Raw genomic sequence first — 21275 nt, 5'->3', positions numbered from 1 at the left:
TCCTCCGTTTAAACATAATCTGTGAAAATTTTTCCGATGCGTCTGCCAAGTTCAACAGCATCTTTTATGGATCCCTTTTCACTTTGCTCTTTAAGGATTTCTCCTTCTTTGGTTAATAATATTGAGTAAATATTAAATTTGTCATTGTTCATTTGTGCTATGGAGCCGATTGGCCATTGGCAGCCGACGCCCAGCTCTTCCAGCACTTTCTTTTCTGCAAGAACTTCTTGCATTGAAATGTAATCATTTAATTTGGATATCTTCTCTTTAATTTCACTATCCTTACGGGTAATTATTGCCAATGCTCCCTGGCCTGCAGGAGGTGTGATATAATCTAGCGGAAATACATTTTTAATGTATTGGGTCAGATTCAATCTTTTTAGACCTGCTTGAGCCATTATGGTCGCATCCAAATCGCTTTCAAGAGCTTTCTGGATTCTGGTTTCAATGTTTCCCCTGATAGGTTTGAGTTCAAATTCTTTATTGTAATGATTACAGAATGCTTCTCTTCTGAGACTGCTTGTTCCAAGCTTTGAACCGGGACCCAAGTCATTCCAGTCTTTTTTGGAGATCAGCACTTCATTGGGAGATTCACGTTTTGGAACGGCTACGATTTCCAAATCCTCGTCCAGTTCGGTAGGCAAATCTTTAAAGCTGTGCACGGTAAAATCAACTTCCTCTTCTAAAAGGGCGATATCTAATTCTTTGGTAAAAAGTCCCTTTGAATCCATGTTGTATAGTTGGGAAGTTGTAATCTTGTCCCCTTTTGTCTTAATAATTTCAACATCAATAGATTCTCCGGTTATTCTAGATAAATCTGCACATACTTGATTTGTCTGTGCTAAAGCCAATTTGCTACCGCGTGTTCCAACAATCATTAATTATCTCCATTTCAAAATTTTCTTTATAAGTACCACTTATAAGATTTTGTTACATTATTAACTTTTAGAATTAATATATATTAAATGTTTCAATTTTTTGAAAAATTCATCTTTGGGAAACCTTGCGGTAATCTGACCTATAAATGAAAAGAAGGTTTTTATTGTTTTTCACTGCCATATCATAAACGTCAGCATAGTTTTTAAAATAAATGGTTTTCTTGGTTAATTTTGGCTCAATTGACAATCCTAATTCGCCGGTAAGGATTATGTCCGTGTTTATGGTGTTTAAAAAATCAGATAGTTTTTCCTCATCAATCTCTTCACAGGTAATTCCATAGTCTCCGCCAATTGAGATATAGTAATCTTTCAAATCTCGAATCATGTTAACGGATTCTTTTATGGCTTCAGTATTCAATCCTGGATTGATTTCTTCAATAATGATTGAGTTTTCAATTGTTTTTTTGGTGGTTCTGCCAGGTATGCCCTTATAATTTTCAAGCCCATTCATTATCCGGTCCGGTTCAATTTCTAAACTTAGGCAGGTTAATGTCACTCCCAAAACGTTGCTTACATGATGTGGGCCCGGAGCAAATGTTTTCAGTTTAATTTCTCCTGAAATAACATTGTCGTTAATTGTTTTAACGTCATTATATGTGATTTCTAGGATGGTCTGGTCAAGGCCGTATTCAATGCCTGTAGCGAATAGATTTGATGTGGAATCGGTCAAGGAAAATGTATTGATTCTGTCATGATTCTGGTCGGAATAGTACTTGTCCAGGGCTTCCTTTTGAATGCATACGCATCCGCATCTGAATACCTGCTTTTTTGCTTCACTGGCACTGCTTCTGCCCTTTGCAATAGGATAGTCTTCAACAATATTCAATAGAAGTCCTACATCTCCAATTCCGCTCACTCCCAAGGATGATTCGAAGATTGCAGAGTTGTATTTTCTCAGGTTTTCACTTTCAACAACGCCGTCAGCAATTTTGCAAATTGGGTTTGCTATCTTGTATGCCAAATCAATAGTTTCTTTTATGTTTGCAGGGGCAATTGAGATGTCCTTTTTTAAAACGATCTCCCTTTCATTTTCATAGAGCAATGCCCCAAGGCTGGACAATATCAGAGGATTCTCATCACTAAGTATTTCCTTAAGCATGAAAACAGAGGTTGTTTTTCCTTTAACTCCTGTCACCTCAACTTTTAGGATGTCCTCTCCCCAACCATTAAGGATTTCGCCAATGATTTCATGATGGCTTTGAAAGGTGTAGTTCAATTGGGGATTGAATGATTTTATTTCATCAAAAGTTAAAGGCATATGAATTGGATAGATGACATTCATATCTCCTTTAAAGTTGGTCAATTCTTCCAGCTGGATTAATTCAACGTCATAAACCTGGAGCATTTTGGCATCAATGCTTTTTAGGGTATTGTATAGGTCGTAGGCGAGAACATTCTTGCCTTTTTTAGCTAAACTGATGGCTATTTTTACTCCGCCGTGTGTTAAATCAATTACCAGATTGTTCATCATTACACCTAAGATGTATCCGATTTATTTTAGTTTGTCTTTAACCTTTTCATAGAAGTATTTGGTTGAAGTTCTGATGAAAAGGGCATCTTTAGGAGATTTTTTAAATTTAATTTCCTCTTCATATCCGGCTTCCTCATTGATTTGACCATCCATAACGAATACTGCATTTTTACCTTTTTTGAGTAATTTGACAGTAATTTCACTGTTGTCAGATACAACGAACGGTCTTGCTCCCAGTTTATATGGACAAATTGGGTTTATGATGAATCCTGCAACTTTCGGATCCACAATAGGTCCTCCGGCAGACATTGAATATGCAGTTGAACCGCTTGGTGTTGAAATAATCAATCCGTCAGCCCTAACCTCTTCAATGATTTCTCCATCAACCAATATTTGGAAATGGAGCATCTTTGCAGTCTTGTCGGTCATAATAACCACTTCGTTCATGGCTTTGAAGTTATGGTTCTCGTGGGATACTACAAGGCGTGTTCTTTTTTCCTTATAGTATTTCCCTTTCATTATTTCGTCCAATGCCTCAAATGTGTGTTTTACTTCAATTTCTGTTAGGAATCCGACTGTACCCATGTTAATTCCGAATAATGGGATGTTGTCCTTCATTTTGTTGTGTGCTCTTAGGAGTGTTCCGTCCCCTCCTAAAATTATTGCCATGTCACATTCGATATCGAAAAGGTTTTCTGATATTTTATTATAGTCCAGGTTAAGGTTAATGTCATCAAGCATAGGCGCAATTTCAGGGTATTTGTCTTTTGTTTCCTGAATTATTTCATCCAAATTAGGGTTTTCTTTCAGTTCAACTAATTTGTGGGCCAATTGGTGCTCAATAACTACTTCACGGCCATTTGTCAAAAGGTAATCGATTATTTTTGCAGCAAGCACTATAGGTTGGTTCTGGTCAATTCTTGATATTAATCCGATTTTGCCGATCACATCTGCCTGATTGTCATTTAATATGTCAATCATTTGCTTGTGCATTATCTCATTGTTTGCGGCAACGACGATTGATTTTTCATAGATGCTCAATACGTTATTGAGCTTCTGACCGTATTTGTCGGTTATGATTCCTCCTGCCTCTTCAAGTATTAATTTTCCGGCTGCAATATCGATAATTCTACTTCCCCTCAGGTCAAGAAATGCATCATATTTACCGCTTGCAACATAGGAAAGCTCTAAAACTACACTTCCAAGAACTCTCATACGGCGTGCGCTGTCAACCAGCTTTGAAGCTTCGGATGTTCCGGATTTTGTAAATCCTCCAAGGGTCATCTGATTGACTTTTATGACATCACTCGGTTTGACTTTTTCATTATTCAACAGGCATCCTTTGCCTTTTTCGGCTTCAAAAAAGTTACCGTTTGCCAAATTGTATAGAAAACCAAGTTCCACATCGTTTATTGTTGCAAGGCGTCCCTGGTTTACTTCGGCAATTGCAATGGAAATTGCATATGCAGGGATTTCCTTAGTTGCATTTGTGGTTCCGTCAACCGGATCAATTAAAAATATGAATTTTGGAGTTTCTTCTTCTTTTAAGTCTGTACGTTTTAATTCCTGGGCTAAATTAACTCTTCTTTTCCTTCCCTTTCCTAATTTAACTTCTCCAATTTCTTCACTAATTAGATATGAATAAACATTAGCATTTTTTAAGATAGTGACAATTTTTTCTTCAGCTATTTGATCTATGAAAGATGTAGGGGTCCCATCTGCACCAGTTTTCACTTCTGCACCGGCTAATTCTGTTCCGGCATATTCCCTGACTGCAGGTCCGACTTCTTTAATCATTTTATTTGCCAATTGTCTGGCAATTTTTCTGGTTTTTTCATCCATATTCTCATTCCTCCACGATGTCATCATTCAAATAAACTACTGCGGATATGGTTGATGCGATATTCTTAACTGTTGTAGTTGAATATTCAATTATCAACTCGTTTATGTCCACTTCACGCTTATCCATCATGTATTTTACCATTTCTTTGGCTTCATCGACAATTTCATCACTATTTTTATTAATTCCTGTTGTTTCAACAACGCATCCTAATTCCTCTCCAATAGCCACCGCAACCACTGCAGTGATTTCGTCTCCTGGATTGTCTGAGGTAACTTCAGATAAAACGCAGTTTACCATTGATCCTGCTTTTAATTTTGGCAATTCTTGGATTTTTGCATTGCCTGCAAGCATGCTGGATACTTTTATGAGGTTCACGTCCCCAATTCCGGCATTACTCAGTGCATTATCAAAAGCATTTAATTTTGTTGGTCCTTCATCTTTTCCAGAAACGATTGCTATTTTCATTTTATCACAATTTTTATTATGTTTTTTAATATATTTAAATAATTGAAAGTTTTTTATTTATTTCATATTTTTGGAATATATTTTTTTTGTTCGGATTAAACGAATACTTTATATAAAATGGAAAAGATAGTTTATATTAATCTAATAATATTCCTTATTATAAGATTAAAAACCGGTTTTTAAAAAAAATGGAGGAAAATTAATGTCAACAAAAGTTGTAGAAATTAAAACATTAAAAGTTGGAAAATACATTGTTTTAGGAGGAGAAGCTTGTAAAATCATTAGTTACACCACTTCATCTCCTGGTAAGCACGGAGCTGCAAAAGCAAGAATTGAAGCAGTTGGTGTTTTCGATAATCAAAAAAGAAGTCTTGTTAAACCTGTAGATAACAAAGTTGATATTCCTATTATCGACAAAAGATTAGGACAAGTAATTTCTATCCAAGGTGACAACGTACAAATCATGGATATGGAAAACTATGATACTATTGACTTACCAATGCCTGAAGACTTAAAAGATGCAATCGTCGAAGGTATTGAAGTTGAATACATTGTTGCTATGGGAAATATGAAAATAATGAGAACTAGAGGATCATAAGTTCTCTTTTTTTATTTTCCTTTTTTAAGATTCATTATGCTTTTAAATACTTATGAGCCATGGAAATTTGCATTTTCTAGGGAAAATGATGAAATAACTGAAAATTCATTTGGAATAATCGGAGTTCCATTTGACAGTACTACTTCTTATCACTCCGGTTCACGTTTAGGACCAATTGTTGTTCGTGAGGCTTCATTTGGTTTTGAAAAATATAATACTGTTTTTAATAAAGATTTAACAACTACTTTTTATGATTTCGGTGACGTTAATGTTGTTCCTGGTAACTGTGAGGCAACTTGCAGGATAGTTGAGGATACTGTTAATGAACTTTTGGACTTGAATATCAAACCGATAATAATTGGCGGTGAACATTCCGCTTCCATTGGATCCATCAAAGCCTTGATTAAAAGATTTGGAAAATTGACAGTAATACACTTGGATGCCCACAGGGATTTGGCGTTTGAATTTGTTGGAGAAAAGTACTCTCATGCGACTGTAATGAGAAGGGCTCATGAAATGGGTGTTGAGCTGGTCCAAATCGGAATCAGGTCTGCTTCAGCCGATGAAAATGAGTTTGTAAAGTCAACATATAACATTCAAACATTCAAGAATAAGGATGTCCACAAGCACATGGATGCCATTGAGTATTTCCTGATTAATATAGATGGTCCAATTTACATTTCAATCGACATGGATGTTGTTGACCCGTCCATTGCTCCAAGCGTTGGTAATCCTACTCCTGGAGGATTATTCATTTCTGAAATCGAGGCAATAATCGAAACATTGTCCCATAAAAATGTTGTCGGGTTAGATGTTGTTGAAACTGCTGCTGATAGGCTAGGGGACAGCACTGCAGTTGTTGCGGCGAAAATCATCTATGATTTTTTAACATTAGTTGAATAATTCTGATGTTAAAAATAAAGGAAAATTTAATATTGCTTTTTTTTAAAAATAATAGTATAGGAATTAAATTTTCTGATGGTTATATGTTGGACAATTTTTTTAAATTAAGTGAGAATGGAACTGATTTTAAGACAGAGATAGCCGCAGGCATTACTACATTCCTTGCAATGGCGTATATTTTGGGGGTAAATCCTGTTGTTTTGTCTGATGGTGGAATGCCCGCCACTGGTGTGTTTTTTGCAACTGCAGTCGCTTCTGGTGTTGCTTGTTTGATAATGGGTCTGGTTGCCAGATATCCGATTGGATTGGCTCCGGGCATGGGACTGAACGCATTGTTTACATACACGGTTATATTGTCGATGGGAAACACTTGGGAGACCGCTCTTGCGGCAGTATTCCTCTCAAGCATAATCTTTTTTATAATCACTATTTCCGGTTTGAGGGAGGCGATCCTAAATGCCATTCCTCTTGACTTGAAGTATGGTATTGGTGCTGCCATCGGATTTTTCTTGGCATTTTTAGGATTAAAAGGTCCTGGAATCATCGTTTCCGACCCGTCCACCATTGTCAGCATGGGATCTCTTATGACTCCTCCAGCGCTTCTTGCATTGATAGGTATTATCATTACATTGGTTTTATATGTAAAGAAAATCCCTGCTGCCGTATTTCTTGGATTGATTGTGACTGCCATAATTGGAGTGATTTTTACTGCATTAGGATTTGGTGCGGGTGACGTATTGATGCCTGCATTTCCGAAACATATCGTATCTGCCAATTTTGATGTGTCATTGTTTTGCGGATTCACCAAAGGGTTCGGACAGCTGTTTTCAAACATTCCGAACTTGATAATGATTCTGTTTTCATTGATATTCGTAACGTTTTTTGATACAACAGGGACTCTGATGAGTTTAGGAAAGCAATGCGGATTCATGGACGATAAAGGTCAGGCTGTTGGAATCGAAAAGGCGTTCCTGGCTGATGCGGTCGGAGGCATTGTCGGTGCAGTAGTTGGTACAAGTACCGTTACAGCATTTGTGGAAAGTGCTGCAGGTATCGGTAACGGCGGCAGGACAGGTCTGACAGCTATCGTCATCGGGTTACTGTTCCTGCTTTCAATATTCTTCGCCCCATTGATATTGGGACTGTTCACTTCTCCGGTTACCTGTGCAGCATTGGTAATTGTTGGTATATTGATGATTGAGCAGTTAAAGGATGTTCAATGGACCAGTCTGACTGTGGCGGCATCTGTATTCATGACTATCATTATGATGATTCTGACCTACTCCATTTCATTAGGTATAGCTTGGGGATTCGTAATTTACGCAGTTACAAACATTGCTAGCGGAAAGGCAAAGGATTTAGGTTGGGGAATCTGGTTGATGGTCATAGTATTCATTATATATCTGTTCTTTGGACTTTAGACTCACATATGTGAGTTTATCTTTTTTTTTAAAATCAGTCGTTGTAGTCTTTTTCTACTTTTTTATGTGCTGATGTTAATTATGATTTTTAATGGTTTTAGTTTTAATCTGTTTTTTTATAGTTTTTTGTTTATCTTTTTTGGAATGTGCCAACAGAATATGAGGTTCATATCTTCTTAATTAATGAATAGGTATATGATATTATCATGTAGATAGTAATGTTTAAATCATGTGTGTAATATATGTATTAATACAAAATGTAAGGTGATGTCTATCAAGAAAAAATGGTTATTGCTGATAGTTATTTTGGCATTTGTTTGTATTACTGCAGTTAATTCATTTGCCACATCCTCCCAGGATTTTGACGGATTGTTTACAATGGATGTTCCATTAGGTCAGCATTATAGTGATTTGGGCTGGTGTTATTCCAATAAACCATTGGGATGTACTAAACAATACTGTGAAGATAATTCAGATTGTGTAATTGGAGAAGGGGATTTTGCAGTCTATTACTATGATGATTCTCAATTATCTGTTGGGGAATCTAATGCTGCTGAACACGCACTTCATGTGCTGACTACTACATTTGTCTATGAATTTTTTCAAAGTGATGGGGATCTGATTATATTGCACAGTAATATTGGTATGAGGAATTTGCCCGAATATGTTGTAGGTGTTACAAATGATGACGGAAGTAAAGTTGTTTTTGTTGGTGGATATGACCTCGATATGTTAAAAAAATATGCCGATTCTGTTGAATTTAAATAGATAAAAAATGTTAGTTTGTAATTTGTGTTTTTCAGTTATTTAGTTTGTAATCTCCTTTTTTTAAGGGTAGTTTGGTCTTCTGATTTTTTTTCATTGATGTGAATTAAAGTGTTAAATAAATGCTGATGTTAATATTATTTTTTTTTGAACATTAAAGTAAAGATATGAGAGAAAAATTTTTTGTAAAAATCAGATAAGATTTCTACAAATCCTTTTTTTTTAACAATAACAATATCATTAAATATCACCAACACCAAAATTATAATATTAACTAAAAATGGAGCATATTGTTATGAATAAAAGAACTATTGAGCTTTCTGGCCATATTATTGACTCATTGACTTTAACCAGGACAATGGGCATAATCATGGACAAAGGCGGAGAATTTGACATATTGGAAATCGATGTTGGACGTAAAAAGTCAGACGTAAGTCATGCAAAGATTGAAGTATCAGCGGATTCTCCCGAATTGTTGGATTCTATTTTAGATGAACTGTCAGTTCTTGGTGCATCAATTGATGATATCAAAGAGGTTAATCTTGTTGCATCAACTAAAGATAAGGTTGCTCCGGAAGGCTTTTATTCATCTTCTAATCATACCACACATATTTTCTATGATGGGGACTGGATTCCTGTCGAAGAGATTGAAATGGACTGTTTGGTAGTTGTGGATGAAGATGAGAAAAGGGCATTTGTAAAACCTATAGCGGATGTTAAGGCTGGAGACAAGATCGTTGTCGGCCTTGACGGTGTTAAGGTTACACCACCTCACAGATCACGTGACGAACAGCAAGTGTTTGAATTCATGAACAGTGAAGTTTCCTCAGAAAAACCTTTGATGAATCTTATCAATGGTATTGCCGAGGAGATGAAGGAAATCAAGGCCAAAGGTGGAAAAATAGGTATTGTTGGTGGACCTGCAATAGTTCACACAGGTTCCGGCAAGTACTTGGCTTCACTTGTTAAGGAAGGATACATTGATGTCATCATGGCAGGAAATGCTCTTGCAACTCACGATATTGAATCAAACCTTTTCGGCACTTCGTTGGGTATTGAAGTAGAAACAGGTAAGATTGTCGCTCACGGCCACACTCACCATATGAGGGCAATCAACAAAATCAACAACTCAGGCTCCATTAAAAAGGCCGTTGAGGATGGCACTTTAACTGGAGGTATCATGTATGAGTGTATCAAAAACGATGTTCCATTTGTCCTTGCAGGTTCAATTCGTGATGATGGACCTTTGCCTGATGTCATAACGGACATTACCGAAGCCCAAAAGATTATGAGGCATTATGCTCAGGAAGTTGACATGGTCATCATGATTGCCACCATGCTTCATTCAATTGCAACAGGAAATCTTCTCCCTTCAAGGGTTAAAAGTATCTGTGTGGACATCAATCCATCCACTGTTACAAAATTATCCGACAGAGGCAGTGCTCAGGTCGTCGGCATTGTTACAGATATAGGTACATTCCTGCCACTTCTATACAATGCTCTGATGGAGGATTGAGCATGTCATTTACGGCATATATTCTTGATGTTATTACTGATACGATATATCCCGCAAGAATTACTATAGAAAACGGATTATTTAAGGAAGTCACTCCCATTACACTTGATGAAAACTATTTGGTTGATGTTGAGGGATTGGTTATTCCAGGATTTATTGATTCTCATATTCATATTGAAAGCAGTATGATTACTCCTGCTCAATTTGCCAGAATTGCAGTGCGTCATGGTACTACAGCTGTCGTTTGCGACCCTCATGAAATAGCCAATGTTTTAGGAATTGAAGGTGTTGAAGCAATGATTGAAAATGCAAAGCAGGTTCCCTTCAATTTTTATTTTACGGCACCATCCTGTGTGCCTGCCACATCATTTGAAACTTCAGGTGCTACTTTGGATTCATCAGATATTGAATATTTGCTTAAAAAGGATGAAATTGTTGCATTAGGGGAAATGATGAATTTTCCTGGCGTTATTAATGATGATGAAGAGGTTGTTCGAAAACTGGAATTGGCAAAGAAGTATGGCAAACCGATCGACGGGCATGCGCCATTGCTTTCCGGTGAGGATTTGGATAAATACCTTGAACATGGCATAAGTACTGACCACGAATGCAGCAATATTGTTGAAGCCATCGAGAAAAAGTTAAAGGGCATGAAGATTATGGTAAGGGATGGCTCATCCGCCATGAATATGGAAGGGCTTTTTGATATCTACAAAGATGATATATTCCATCAATATGAAGAGGAGTTTAATGTCTTTAAAAACATATTTGGGAATAGGATCTACTCCCCACTGTTTGATTTCATTGTTAGTGATGATAAACATCCTAATGATTTAATAAAGGGTCATTTAAACTTATCAATTAAAAAAGCAGTTGATTTGGGTATTGATGTTTTAAAGGCAATTCATATGGTAACGATTAATCCTGCACAACATTATAATCTCAATTGTGGGGCCATAATGGAAGGATTGAAAGCAGATTACATAGTTGTTGACAGCATATACAAAGGAAAGGTATTAAAAACCTATATTGGTGGAGAATGCGTATTTGATGGCGAAAACGTATTATTCGATGTTCCCGAAATTGAATCCGAAAATACTATAAATGCTTCTAAAAAGACCGCCAGTGATTTTGACATACATTATGATGGTGATGAATGCACAGTCAATGTAATCGAGAGTTTGGATGGGGAACTATTGACTAATAAGATAACCGCAAAATTACAGGTTAAGGAAGGCATAGTCCAGCCGGATATTTATCAGGATGTTTTAAAGATTGCTGTTGTGGAGCGTTATGGTGGAAATACTGTTGTAAATGCATTCATAAAAGGATTCGAACTTAAGAAAGGAGCTATCGCTTCATCAGTTGCTCATGACTCACATAATATAATTGTCATCGGCTGCGACTCAGAAAGTATGGCACAGGCTGTTAATCAGGTAATTGATGATGCCGGAGGCATTTCTATTGTAAGTTCAGACTTTAATTATTCATTACCTCTTCCGATTGCAGGTTTGATGTCTAATGAAGATGCATATGAGGTTGCCGATAATGTTGCCATCTTGCGTAAAATGGCAAGGACATTGGGTTGTCAGCTTGAAGCTCCGTTCATGACAATGGCATTCATGGCATTGCTTGTTATTCCGTCAATCAAGATTTCAGATAAGGGACTGTTCGATGGAGATAACTTTGAATTTATGGACGTGATTGTTGATTAGAGGTCAAAGCCTCTTTTCATTAATTCTTTTTTTATTTCCCGCATTGCTTTTATATCTTCTTTTCTTCCGACTTTTTTAACAACACGATATGCTTCTTTAAAATGAGTCATATATTCTTCTTTTTTTGCATCATCAACCAAATCAAAGCGTGTTAAATTTGTTAGAGATTCAATAACATATCCAAATCCTCTGTTCATGGCTTGGGTAGGCTTATTGATTACTAAATCGGTCACTTCTGACTTGAAAACTATTGCTTCGTCTTTCTTTTTTATCGGATCGCTTTGCTTGACCGCTTCGGTAAAGCTGATTGCTTCACATTTGAAATATGCATCAGCGCATTTAATCGACATGTTATCATTGAAATGGCTTTGAGGCAAATTTCCCAGGATTGATGTCTTAAACAGTTCAGGATCATGGGTTATATTAACAATAAACTCTTTTTCACGGACAATATTGTCTAACGTGTGACTTCCCTTAAAAATACGATTGATGATTTTGGTTTCGCCTGCACATAGCACACCAATTGGTGCAGCATTTTTGGTTCCGTCCTCATTTTTTGTGGTTATTATTGTTTCGTATTGTCTACCCTTTTCCATTCCAATTGTTGATAATCTTATGTCCATTTTAAACCCTTTTTAAAAAAACCTTTTTATATTTTGATTAACAATATATAAATTATAATATTTAATTTTAAGGAGTTTGAGCTATGAAATATAAAATGTATGATGAGATGATGGAACAACCGGACTCACTAAGAAAAACTTTTGAAAATGAAATGTCTACTCTGGACGAAGTTTCAAAATTAATTTCAGATAAGGATAAAGTCTATTTAATCGGTTGCGGAAGTTCTATTTCAACCTGTTATAGTGTAAGGGATGCAATTAGAATGTCTTCTACTAATATCGACATTGAAGTATATACTGGCTATGAATTTTACTATAATAAGAAATTAGTTGAAAACGAAAATACCATAGCAATTTTCACTTCACAATCTGGTGAAACCGCAGATACTCTCGCATCTCTTAGAAGAGCAAATGAATTCAACATACATACGGTTACAATTTCCAATGAGCCTGAAAGTTCAATGATTAAAGAAGCTAAAACTCCAATCGTTACTAGATGTGAAACTGAAACCGCAATATTGGGTACAAAAACTTATATTACTCAACTTGCCTGTTTATATCAAATTTTATTCAGTGCCAGTGATTACGAAGCAAAAGATGAATTATTGGCTCAATTAGCTCAAATGCCTGACACTATTGAAGAATTGTTAAAAACCACTGAATACGCTAACAGGTTATTGGCACAGGATTTCAAAAAAGAGGATATTTTCTATTGTTTGGGTAGCGGACCTAACTTTGGACTTGCATATAAATTGGCAATGACAATGCTTATGGAAGGTGCAATCAAACATGCATGTCCTGAATACTCAGCGGAATTCAGACATGGATTAATCGAAAGGGCAGAAAAAGGCGTCCCTATCATATTTTTAAAGTCTGACTTCGAGTCTGACGAAATCACACAAAAGGCAATTGACTTTTCTGAAAACTTAAAATTGAAATCAATCATCTATGAATTAAAGGATTATGCAGATGTTGATAAGTTATTATCTCCATTTGTCTTTGTAATTCCACTGGAATGGTTTATCTATTACTTGGCACATTATAATGGTGAAGATCCGGGTGCTACAAGACACATTGGAAAAGTCAGATACTGATTTTTAAAAAAATAAGTAAAAAATGTAGAATTCCTATTCTACATTAATTTTATGTTTTGGTATGATTAATTTTGGAATGGTTATGATAACAATTCCGTTTGTGAATTTTGCAGTGATATTTTCTAAATCAAGGCTGTTTTCAAATCTTACTGTTTTTGCGCATCTTCCTGATCTAATGGAGGATGAAATTACTTCGACTTCTTCGTCTTCTTCAAATTCATCGATGAATGCATTGAATGTAGCTTCGATTGTTAAATCATTGTCTCCTGCTTCAATTGAGATATCTTCTTTGTTAACTCCTGGTACAGCAGCTTTAATGAAATAAGTGTCTTTGCTTTCAATTAAATCAATGTCAATGGTTTGAACAGTAGATTTCTTATATTCAGCATATTTCCTGTCTGCATTTTTTTGCATGTTTTTGATGTATTCTTTGAATTCTTCAATGCTAGCGTAAACATCATTTATTACATTGTCAGCAATGTTTTTCCTTTTTTCCTGGGTTTCTTCTTCGTAATTTTCATTAATTTCTTCTTCTTGCTCATCAAATTCTTCTTTTTTATCTGAAATTTTGCTTTCAATGGTTTCGGAATCTACCATGATTTTCACACTCCTTATAAATGAGTTTATGTAAATATGTTTTAATTACATTTTGTTAGTATATAAAGTTTTCGATTAAATTTACTCAAAGTTACTAAAAAATCAATTCTGTTAATCTTTTATTTTTCATAATGATATCGCTTTATTTTCTGAAATTCGATAATTTTTTTTGTGTATATTGGAGATATAGGTTGTAATTTGTTAAAATTAAATTTAAGGTCCTGGATAAATTAATTTGAGCTGAAATCTTTAAAAAAATAATAATCAATTATCATATGATAATTGATCATTTAATTACTTTAATTTTTTTGGTCAAAGTAGTTGTTCCATAAGTTTCAGTTGACTTGAAACCTACTTTGACGGTATATTTTTTATTTGCTTTTAGGTTAATGGTAATTTTAGCCTGTCCTTTGCTGTTTGTTGTTCGGAAATATGTTTTGCCTTTAATTTTAAATTTGACTTTGACATGTTTTATTGCTTTTTTATTGGCATTTTTAAAAGTAACAACAAATTTTCCTTTTTTATGTATTTTGGTTTTTGAAGCTTTAATAATTGGTTTCACTATTTTTACGTTAATGGATTTGCTAGTTCCTGTATAATAGCTGTTTCCTTTGTAAATGACATTTATTTTGAAAGTTTTAGGTGAATCTTTAATTTTAAAGCTAGCTATTCCATTATTGTTGGTATAGGCAGTATAAGTTTTACCTGCTATTATAATGGAAACTTTTTCGCTTTTGATGCCCTTATTATAGCAGTCCACTAATTTTATAGATAATTTTTCGCCACTCTTATAATATTTTGTAAAATCATTTACAATCAATGTTGAATACTGGGAGTTCACGTCTATTTTCAATATCTGATTGTTAATTTTTGCAAAAACTGCATTATCATTTTCTATAGGTTTAATATTGAAAGTTGCAACTCCATTTACTAGTTTTTTTGTAATGGTCTGTGTAATTGTATATACTGTAACTTCTAATGGGAGATTGATACTTTCATTTAATCTGTGGATCTCTTTGGTTTCATTGTCAAAGTAATAATTTAAATCTACAGTTAAAATATTATCTTTATTTTTGTAAACAATGCCGTTTGATGAGAATGTCATTATTAACCATCTGGAAGCATTAATTTTTTCAGGATGAGGTTCACTGTCATGAGGAGAGTAATAATAAGAGCTTATGTTGTTTTGCCCCCACCAGCAGTATTGTAAAGTTGCATTGTCATCTAAAGAAATATCCCCATAAAATGAGTTTTTTACAATGTAGTTGTCAACAAGGGCACAGTTTTCCATGAACAGCTCGGTATCTCTAAAGTTATTGGATACTGCTCCATGGTTTCCCGCATGATTTCTTTCAAAAATTGTATTATACACCTTGGTAATTACATGTTGGCCACTAGGCGGTGCTAAAATTGCACCTGCGTAATGTCTAACGTTATTAAATCCAAAATAACTGTTGTTTATAACTGCATAATTATGATTACTTATGGCTCCTGCAGTATAATTTGTAGTTAAATGTTCGAATCTGCAGTTGTTGATTGTTGCATTCCCAAGGTTTAGCAAAGCGGCTGCTGAGTAGACTACAAAGTTCTTTGAGAATATGCATCCTTCCAAGTTTATTTTTCCATCAGATGCAATGCAGCCTCCCACACCTTTTTCTGCAGTCAAAAAGTTTTGAGTAAAATTGGAATTTTTGATGGTGGTGTCTCCAATTGCAAAAATAACTCCTCCATATTGGAATGCGCTATTGTTTGTAAAACAGGTATTTTCAATATTCAAAGTTCCTAAAGTGCTGTATATGGCTCCTCCGTTGGCATATCCTTGAGAATTGATAATCATACAATTTTTAATTGTAATCTGTCCGCCTTCATTATAAATTAGTCCGCCGGAATTAGTAGAATTACCATTTTTTAAAGTAAGGTTAATTAAAGTCAATTTACTGTTTGAACTCATTGTAAATAATCTTCCGGAGGACTCACAATCGATTATTGTATTTTCTTTTGATTTGCCAATGAGTGTAACTGATTTGTCTAATGAAATGTTTCGGTTGTCTTCGCCTACATACTTGCCTTCATTAAGATATATTGTTGATTCATTCGAAGTGTAATCTATAGCATGTCTTAAGCTACTATAAGGATTTTTTTGACTTCCGTCTCCTAAATCATTATTTCCGTTTGGTGAAATATATGCTTCAGGAGATTCTGAACTAGTTATATTTGCATTCATGTTGTCTATTGCACTAACACAATTAATTGTTGTTATTATTGATAGAATTACCAAAAGAAGTAATATCTGTTTATATCTCATATTCATTTTCTCCTCTTTATGTATAATTGTTCTTATCGATATAATTTTAGTAAAATAAGATTAATAAAGATATCTAATTTAACAATTAACTTTGTTTTGAATGAATTCTTCGACTTCTATATCTGCGGAGATTCAACAGGAGGATGTTAAAACTAAAAAAAGTGTTTGTGATGATGGTAATTGGTATGGTTTAAAATCAAATATATTCCAATCGTGTTAAGGCGTTTGGAAAGATATCTGACTTTTCGCATAAGAGTTATTCTTCTTCAGTTTCTTCGGCTGTTTCTTCATCTTTTTTTGGTATTTCCTTGCTTAAGATAATGAATTCGCCGATTGTTGCTACATCGTCAAATAGGACTCCGCTTACGTCTTTGGAAAAAATGTTCTTTTGTAAAGCTAAAGTAAGGCCGGTGATTTTACCGCTTTCAGGATCAAAATCAACATCGTCTACTTTACCAACTTCAAATGCATTTTTATCTAAAACTGTTTTTCCTAACAATTGTCTAATTTTCATTATATCACCTTTAATTGATGTTTTTAGTTTTTTATATAATTATTTTAAATGATTGGTGAATATATTTTTTTTCATAATATGATGAATTTTTTCACAAAATCATTAATTGTCTTATTTTAAGTCAATGTAGATGCTAAAAGATTTTAATATATGATTGTTAAAAATTTAATGCAATTATTTTAAGATGCTTTGGGGATATTTTAAATTTTTTAGCTGCTGTTTCATGTCTTAATTGCATATGAAATACTTAAAATAATCATTGATTAAATCAAATTATATTTTTCAGATTTAATTTAATCAATCGAATTTAACATTAACTGCACCGTTTCTATAATGCAATCTGATTTTAAATATGGGATATATATGTGATGGCTTAAAGTGGTTAAAATAATGCATATTAATGCTTAACATTTAAAAAATTAAGCATTAATAGTATTCATCATCATCGTCTTCTTCTTCAATGTTGCGTTCAATCTTTTTGATTCGGCGAATGATTTTATTAATTTCGTCTATGCCTTCTCCTTCAATGGCAGATATGAACACAGAGTTTTCTTCATCATCAATATATTCTTTGAGATATTCCCTGTCCTCTATCAGGTCCATTTTGTTGAAAAGGTAATAAACCGGAATTTCTGAGAATATTTTCTCAATTTGCTTTAATAAGTTATATTGATTTTCCAGATGGAATCCGCAGGTTTCGGAAGCGTCAAAGATAAACAATATTGCATCCGCCAAATGCTCAAGTGCAACGATCGCATTCATTTCAATGTCATTCATTTCCAAAACGGGTCTGTCCAAAAGTCCGGGAGTGTCGATTATTTGTATGCTTCTCCAATGCATTTCGGTGTGTCCGATCTGTATACCTTTTGTTGTAAAAGGATAGTTGGCAACTTGAGGGTCTGCTCCTGTAATCTGTCTTAAAAGTGTGGATTTTCCCACATTCGGAAATCCTGCAATGACGATTGTGGTTGCATCGAAATCGATTGTAGGCATGTTCCTCAGGTTTTGTTTTGCAAAATCAAGGAAATCCAGATTAGGTTTGATCTTATTTATGACAGATGCAATCCTTCCATAGGCCTGCTTTTGAATGGCTGTTGCCTTTTCAGATGGATTTTTCCTGATTTTAGCACCGTATTCCTTTTCAAGCTGGGTTATAATTCCATAAGCCCAGTTTAGTCCTCCAAGGGCCTGTTTCATATCATCTACGCCAACGGTAATGTCGATGTAGTCCTGATAAAATGGGTGCATGCTTTCAATTTCAGGAACTGCATCCAAAATTGATTTCAATTTGTCTTTAATGACTTGACAGGATGTAACAACACGTCTTTCTTCAATTTTTTTGCCTTTCAGATGTTTAGGTATTTTCTGAGATCTAAGTAAGTCTGCCTGTTTTTTTCCTCTGCTGAATCCCTTGTCCAATATTTCATCAGGGGTAGGTATTGTTGGAATCATCATTATATCACTCTAAATATCAGTTGCTTATGTGCTTTCTCTCTCAACCTTTCTATACTATAGTTTAGATTTGGCAGGTTAATTAAATTTGTGGATAATGTTGTGATATTTCAGTTGGTATATTATTTGTTTTATATAGTGAATATAATAAAATGATTGACATGGGAATTACTCATTATATTAAAATTAGATTGTTATATGAAAACTCATGTGATATTTCTACTATTTTCTCTCTATTCTAACTGATAAAATTTAAAGTTGTTGATTAAATGTAATTAATTTAAATTTTAAATTATTGGAAACAATATTGCATGAAAGGATAAGTGAAAATTAGTCACTTATATTTCTTCTTAGTTTTGGCAGTATTTCCATAAAATTAATTAATGCATCGTCATAATTTTTAAATCCTCGTCCGATTATTAATCCCTCTTCAAAAATAGTAGTTTTTTCGGTATCTATTCTATCTTTAATGTCAATAAATTTTTCATTTTCAAATTGTTTTTTGGTATTTTCAATGTTTATTGTAAAGGGTAGTTTGTATTTAAATGATCCGTTGTCATATTCTATGGCTATGTATTCATCATCATCGATTGGCGATAAATTTAAAGCAACTTTTTTAAAACCTTTTTGTTTTAATTTGTTGTTAATTAGTTTAAATCTATCCTCTTTTATTATTTCATTAATGTTGTCTACTTCACATATACCAAATTTTCCAAAATCTCTGACTTTAACAATTTCACAGTTGGTGTTATTGTAGATATAGTCTTCACAGTCACGAATTCTTTTAATTTTTTCTTCAGTGGTTTTTGTATTGGTTGGAATTCTTGTTGCAAGGCAGGTGGTTGATCTAGAATATGGAATATCATTTTTATTTAAATACTCATGAATTTCTTTGGAGGTTAATTTTGCTTCAATAAAAGGAGTATTGAATCCTTTTTTATAAGTTACAAGAATTCCTGGTCTATCAATAACCAAATCACTAATGTTATTGCCATCACATACAAAATCAAAACCTTTTTCTTGAGCAAGCTTTTCAATTTCACTGTACATTAAATTACGGCAGTTATAGCATCTTTTTGAATCGTTTGATAAAAAATATTCTTTTTTATAAAAGTCAATGTCAATTATTTCATGTTTGATTCCAAATGATTTAGCTAGTTTTTGAGTATTTTCGACAAAACCAGTTGGCAACAGATGGTTATCAATAGTAATGGCCAGTGTATCTTTTGCAACCTTTGATGATAAGTAAGCTATTAGTGTTGAATCAGCACCTCCTGAAAAACCTATAGCCACTTTCTTATCTTTTAAAGTTTCTTTCACGATTTCTATTTTCTCTTCTAAATTCATTCTATCACGTGTATCTTTAAGTTTTTTTTAAATTTAAAGAGCATCAAATGATGCTCTTTTTATTAACGAGCTTTAAGAAGTTGATTAATAGTTAGATATTAAGGAGTTATTGCTCGTTAATGATGTGTTTCTCCTAATGGTTAGAGATTTTATGAAACCAGTTGCTTAAAAATTTATTTTTATTTTTAAGACTTTTATACACGCCCGAGAACATGGAAAAAACAGAATCCCTTCGAAATTAAACTATATAACAATAGTTATTTTTTCCATAAAGTTAGTAATGTAAATTATTGTATAAATATTTTTTGAATTTTTTTCACAGTCCGACAGAAAATATTTAAACATTTAAAGAATAATATAACAATTGTTAATAATTTTGGAGGAATTAAAATTTTTGATGTTATTGTAATAGGAACTGGTGCTGGAGGAGCAACAGTCGCTAAAGATTTATCTTTAAACGGACGAAATGTCCTCATATTAGATAAAGGGCAAAAACAAGGTGATGGAAGTTATGTCAAATATATGAAAAATAAAGAAATTCATCTGAAAAATAACCTTTCAGATGATGATAAACAAAAATATGAATTCTTAACATGGCCATTGACTTTAACCAACATTGAAGAAGTCGGAGGAACAACAACTTCATCAATCGGAAACGCATGCTTTTCATGCAGTGGCTGTTATACAAACTCAATAATGCAGCAGTTTGAAGATAAAAATCTGGATATCTTTGAAGAACTCCTAGAAGCCAGCGGTGAATTAAATGTTACTTATTTCCCCAAGAAATCATGGGGGCATGCAACAAAACTGATTGCTGAAGCAGGAAACAATTTAGGATATGTCGTAGAACCAATGCCAAAGTTCATCAACTTTGAAAAATGCAGATTTTGCGGAAAATGCGTAAACGGATGCATGTTTGATGCAAAATGGGATGCGACATACTTCATCAAAGAAGCTCAGGAATATGGAGCTAAATTGATAACAGGATTAAATGTGATTGAAATACTACATGAAAAGGGTCGTGTAGCAGGTGTTGTTGGAATAAATGAAAACAATGAAAAACAAATATTTAAAGCAAAGAAAGTTGTCGTAGCTGCAGGAGCATTGAACACTCCAATAATATTAAAAAATTCACGAATAAAAAATGTCGGAGGTCAAATATTCTTTGACATATTCACAACAATTGGAGGATACCTAAAAGATGCAAATTTAAAAAATGAACTGATGATGGGTATTAAAGCCGAATTTGGACCATATTTTTTATCACCACATTATTCAATGCAATTACTGCCATTAATGAAAGAAAAAGGCATGAAAGCTAGAGAAAGTGATGTAATTGGAATTATGCTTAAATTTGCAGATACATGTATCGGAACAATAGATAATAATGGAAACATTGAAAAGACACTAACTAAAGTCGATGCTGATTTAATCAAAGAAGGGTATGAGAAAGCTGTTAAAATACTTCTAAAATTGGGTGTTGATGAAGGATCTATTGTTGCAACATCTCTTAAAGGAGCACATCCCGGGGGGACTGCTGCAGTAGGTGAAGTTGTAGACAATAATTTCGAAACTGAAATCAAAGGATTATACGTTTCTGATGCCAGTGTAATACCTGAAGCTCCAGGAAGACCTCCGATTTTAACAATTGTGGCAATAGCCAAAAAAGTAGCAAAGATTGTAAATAACAATATTTAAGGCGATAATG

General features: G+C 34.0%; 18 protein-coding genes. 8 read left to right on the top strand and 10 right to left on the bottom strand.

What is annotated here, in order from left to right:
• Positions 1–8: 8 nt before the first annotated feature.
• The 4 genes from hemC to ACJMML_RS08940 all read right to left on the bottom strand — a co-directional run bounded on the left by hemC (position 9) and on the right by ACJMML_RS08940 (position 4717).
• Entirely contained in the window at positions 9–878 is an 870-nt protein-coding gene (gene hemC, locus ACJMML_RS08955) for a hydroxymethylbilane synthase (protein ID WP_405306979.1), read from the bottom strand.
• Between the two features lie 109 nt (positions 879–987).
• Positions 988–2406, bottom strand: coding sequence for a coenzyme F430 synthase (gene cfbE / locus ACJMML_RS08950; protein WP_405306977.1), 1419 nt, complete (start codon positions 2404–2406; stop codon positions 988–990).
• Between the two features lie 24 nt (positions 2407–2430).
• Positions 2431–4251, bottom strand: coding sequence for a bifunctional NADP phosphatase/NAD kinase (locus tag ACJMML_RS08945; protein WP_405306976.1), 1821 nt, complete (start codon positions 4249–4251; stop codon positions 2431–2433).
• A 4-nt stretch (positions 4252–4255) separates the two neighbouring features.
• Positions 4256–4717 (bottom strand): pyruvoyl-dependent arginine decarboxylase, encoded by a 462-nt coding sequence (locus ACJMML_RS08940; RefSeq protein WP_405306975.1) that lies wholly within the window; start codon positions 4715–4717, stop codon positions 4256–4258.
• A 202-nt stretch (positions 4718–4919) separates the two neighbouring features.
• On the opposite strand from ACJMML_RS08940, the gene ACJMML_RS08935 reads away from it, so the two are divergent.
• From ACJMML_RS08935 to ade, 6 genes are all read left to right on the top strand, one after another.
• Positions 4920–5315 (top strand): translation initiation factor IF-5A, encoded by a 396-nt coding sequence (locus tag ACJMML_RS08935; protein WP_292604345.1) that lies wholly within the window; start codon positions 4920–4922, stop codon positions 5313–5315.
• 36 nt (positions 5316–5351) lie between these two features.
• Positions 5352–6218, top strand: coding sequence for an agmatinase (gene speB, locus ACJMML_RS08930; RefSeq protein WP_405306974.1), 867 nt, complete (start codon positions 5352–5354; stop codon positions 6216–6218).
• 83 nt (positions 6219–6301) lie between these two features.
• Positions 6302–7639: an NCS2 family permease gene (locus tag ACJMML_RS08925; RefSeq protein WP_405306972.1), complete on the top strand. Its 1338-nt coding sequence runs from the start codon at positions 6302–6304 to the stop codon at positions 7637–7639.
• Positions 7640–7906: 267 nt separating this feature from the next.
• Complete coding sequence (locus tag ACJMML_RS08920) at positions 7907–8407, top strand: hypothetical protein (RefSeq protein ID WP_405306970.1); 501 nt, start codon at positions 7907–7909, stop codon at positions 8405–8407.
• 292 nt (positions 8408–8699) lie between these two features.
• Positions 8700–9920, top strand: coding sequence for a TIGR00300 family protein (locus ACJMML_RS08915; RefSeq protein ID WP_405306968.1), 1221 nt, complete (start codon positions 8700–8702; stop codon positions 9918–9920).
• 2 nt (positions 9921–9922) lie between these two features.
• Positions 9923–11635 carry an adenine deaminase gene (gene ade / locus ACJMML_RS08910; protein ID WP_405306967.1) on the top strand — a complete coding sequence of 571 codons (1713 nt, stop codon included), beginning with the start codon at positions 9923–9925 and terminating at the stop codon, positions 11633–11635.
• On the opposite strand, the gene ACJMML_RS08905 is transcribed toward ade, so the two are convergent.
• Entirely contained in the window at positions 11632–12258 is a 627-nt protein-coding gene (locus tag ACJMML_RS08905) for a DUF447 domain-containing protein (protein WP_405306966.1), read from the bottom strand. The genes ade and ACJMML_RS08905 overlap by 4 nt on opposite strands.
• Positions 12259–12341: 83 nt before the next feature.
• On the opposite strand from ACJMML_RS08905, the gene ACJMML_RS08900 reads away from it, so the two are divergent.
• A complete protein-coding gene (locus ACJMML_RS08900) occupies positions 12342–13352 on the top strand; it encodes an SIS domain-containing protein (RefSeq protein WP_405306965.1) in 1011 nt (336 codons plus the stop codon).
• 33 nt (positions 13353–13385) lie between these two features.
• On the opposite strand, the gene ACJMML_RS08895 is transcribed toward ACJMML_RS08900, so the two are convergent.
• From ACJMML_RS08895 to larE, 5 genes are all read right to left on the bottom strand, one after another.
• Complete coding sequence (locus ACJMML_RS08895) at positions 13386–13949, bottom strand: Hsp20/alpha crystallin family protein (protein WP_405306964.1); 564 nt, start codon at positions 13947–13949, stop codon at positions 13386–13388.
• Positions 13950–14235: 286 nt separating this feature from the next.
• On the bottom strand, positions 14236–16254 hold the full coding sequence (locus ACJMML_RS08890; RefSeq protein ID WP_405306963.1) for a hypothetical protein: 2019 nt from the start codon (positions 16252–16254) through the stop codon (positions 14236–14238).
• A gap of 256 nt (positions 16255–16510) precedes the next feature.
• Positions 16511–16768 (bottom strand): PRC-barrel domain-containing protein, encoded by a 258-nt coding sequence (locus ACJMML_RS08885; RefSeq protein WP_405306962.1) that lies wholly within the window; start codon positions 16766–16768, stop codon positions 16511–16513.
• A gap of 426 nt (positions 16769–17194) precedes the next feature.
• The gene (locus tag ACJMML_RS08880; RefSeq protein ID WP_405306961.1) at positions 17195–18223 is read right to left on the bottom strand and encodes an NOG1 family protein; all 1029 of its coding nucleotides are present in this window, start codon (positions 18221–18223) and stop codon (positions 17195–17197) included.
• Between the two features lie 327 nt (positions 18224–18550).
• Positions 18551–19567, bottom strand: coding sequence for an ATP-dependent sacrificial sulfur transferase LarE (gene larE / locus ACJMML_RS08875; RefSeq protein WP_405306960.1), 1017 nt, complete (start codon positions 19565–19567; stop codon positions 18551–18553).
• Between the two features lie 522 nt (positions 19568–20089).
• Between larE and ACJMML_RS08870 the strand changes: the two genes are divergently transcribed.
• Positions 20090–21265 (top strand): GMC family oxidoreductase N-terminal domain-containing protein, encoded by a 1176-nt coding sequence (locus ACJMML_RS08870; protein WP_405306959.1) that lies wholly within the window; start codon positions 20090–20092, stop codon positions 21263–21265.
• The last annotated feature ends 10 nt before the right edge of the window (positions 21266–21275 follow it).

The sequence above is a fragment of the Methanobrevibacter sp. genome, from assembly GCF_045130115.1.
GTDB lineage: Archaea > Methanobacteriota > Methanobacteria > Methanobacteriales > Methanobacteriaceae > Methanocatella.
The sequence above is the reverse complement of the archived record's forward strand: the minus strand, read 5'-3'. Positions and strand labels throughout refer to the sequence as shown.

Bases quoted from the DNA above. Each gene is read 5' to 3' on its own strand.
- ACJMML_RS08925 (WP_405306972.1), top strand. From the start codon at position 6,302: ATGTTGGACAATTTTTTTAAATTAAGTGAGAATGGAACTGATTTTAAG.
- hemC (WP_405306979.1), bottom strand. From the start codon at position 878: ATGATTGTTGGAACACGCGGTAGCAAATTGGCTTTAGCACAGACAAAT.
- ACJMML_RS08905 (WP_405306966.1), bottom strand. From the start codon at position 12,258: ATGGACATAAGATTATCAACAATTGGAATGGAAAAGGGTAGACAATAC.
- larE (WP_405306960.1), bottom strand. From the start codon at position 19,567: ATGAATTTAGAAGAGAAAATAGAAATCGTGAAAGAAACTTTAAAAGAT.
- ACJMML_RS08920 (WP_405306970.1), top strand. From the start codon at position 7,907: ATGTCTATCAAGAAAAAATGGTTATTGCTGATAGTTATTTTGGCATTT.
- ACJMML_RS08915 (WP_405306968.1), top strand. From the start codon at position 8,700: ATGAATAAAAGAACTATTGAGCTTTCTGGCCATATTATTGACTCATTG.
- ACJMML_RS08870 (WP_405306959.1), top strand. From the start codon at position 20,090: ATGAAAAATAAAGAAATTCATCTGAAAAATAACCTTTCAGATGATGAT.
- ACJMML_RS08885 (WP_405306962.1), bottom strand. From the start codon at position 16,768: ATGAAAATTAGACAATTGTTAGGAAAAACAGTTTTAGATAAAAATGCA.
- ACJMML_RS08895 (WP_405306964.1), bottom strand. From the start codon at position 13,949: ATGGTAGATTCCGAAACCATTGAAAGCAAAATTTCAGATAAAAAAGAA.
- ACJMML_RS08940 (WP_405306975.1), bottom strand. From the start codon at position 4,717: ATGAAAATAGCAATCGTTTCTGGAAAAGATGAAGGACCAACAAAATTA.
- ACJMML_RS08880 (WP_405306961.1), bottom strand. From the start codon at position 18,223: ATGATGATTCCAACAATACCTACCCCTGATGAAATATTGGACAAGGGA.
- ACJMML_RS08945 (WP_405306976.1), bottom strand. From the start codon at position 4,251: ATGGATGAAAAAACCAGAAAAATTGCCAGACAATTGGCAAATAAAATG.
- ade (WP_405306967.1), top strand. From the start codon at position 9,923: ATGTCATTTACGGCATATATTCTTGATGTTATTACTGATACGATATAT.
- ACJMML_RS08935 (WP_292604345.1), top strand. From the start codon at position 4,920: ATGTCAACAAAAGTTGTAGAAATTAAAACATTAAAAGTTGGAAAATAC.
- ACJMML_RS08900 (WP_405306965.1), top strand. From the start codon at position 12,342: ATGAAATATAAAATGTATGATGAGATGATGGAACAACCGGACTCACTA.
- speB (WP_405306974.1), top strand. From the start codon at position 5,352: ATGCTTTTAAATACTTATGAGCCATGGAAATTTGCATTTTCTAGGGAA.
- ACJMML_RS08890 (WP_405306963.1), bottom strand. From the start codon at position 16,254: ATGAGATATAAACAGATATTACTTCTTTTGGTAATTCTATCAATAATA.
- cfbE (WP_405306977.1), bottom strand. From the start codon at position 2,406: ATGAACAATCTGGTAATTGATTTAACACACGGCGGAGTAAAAATAGCC.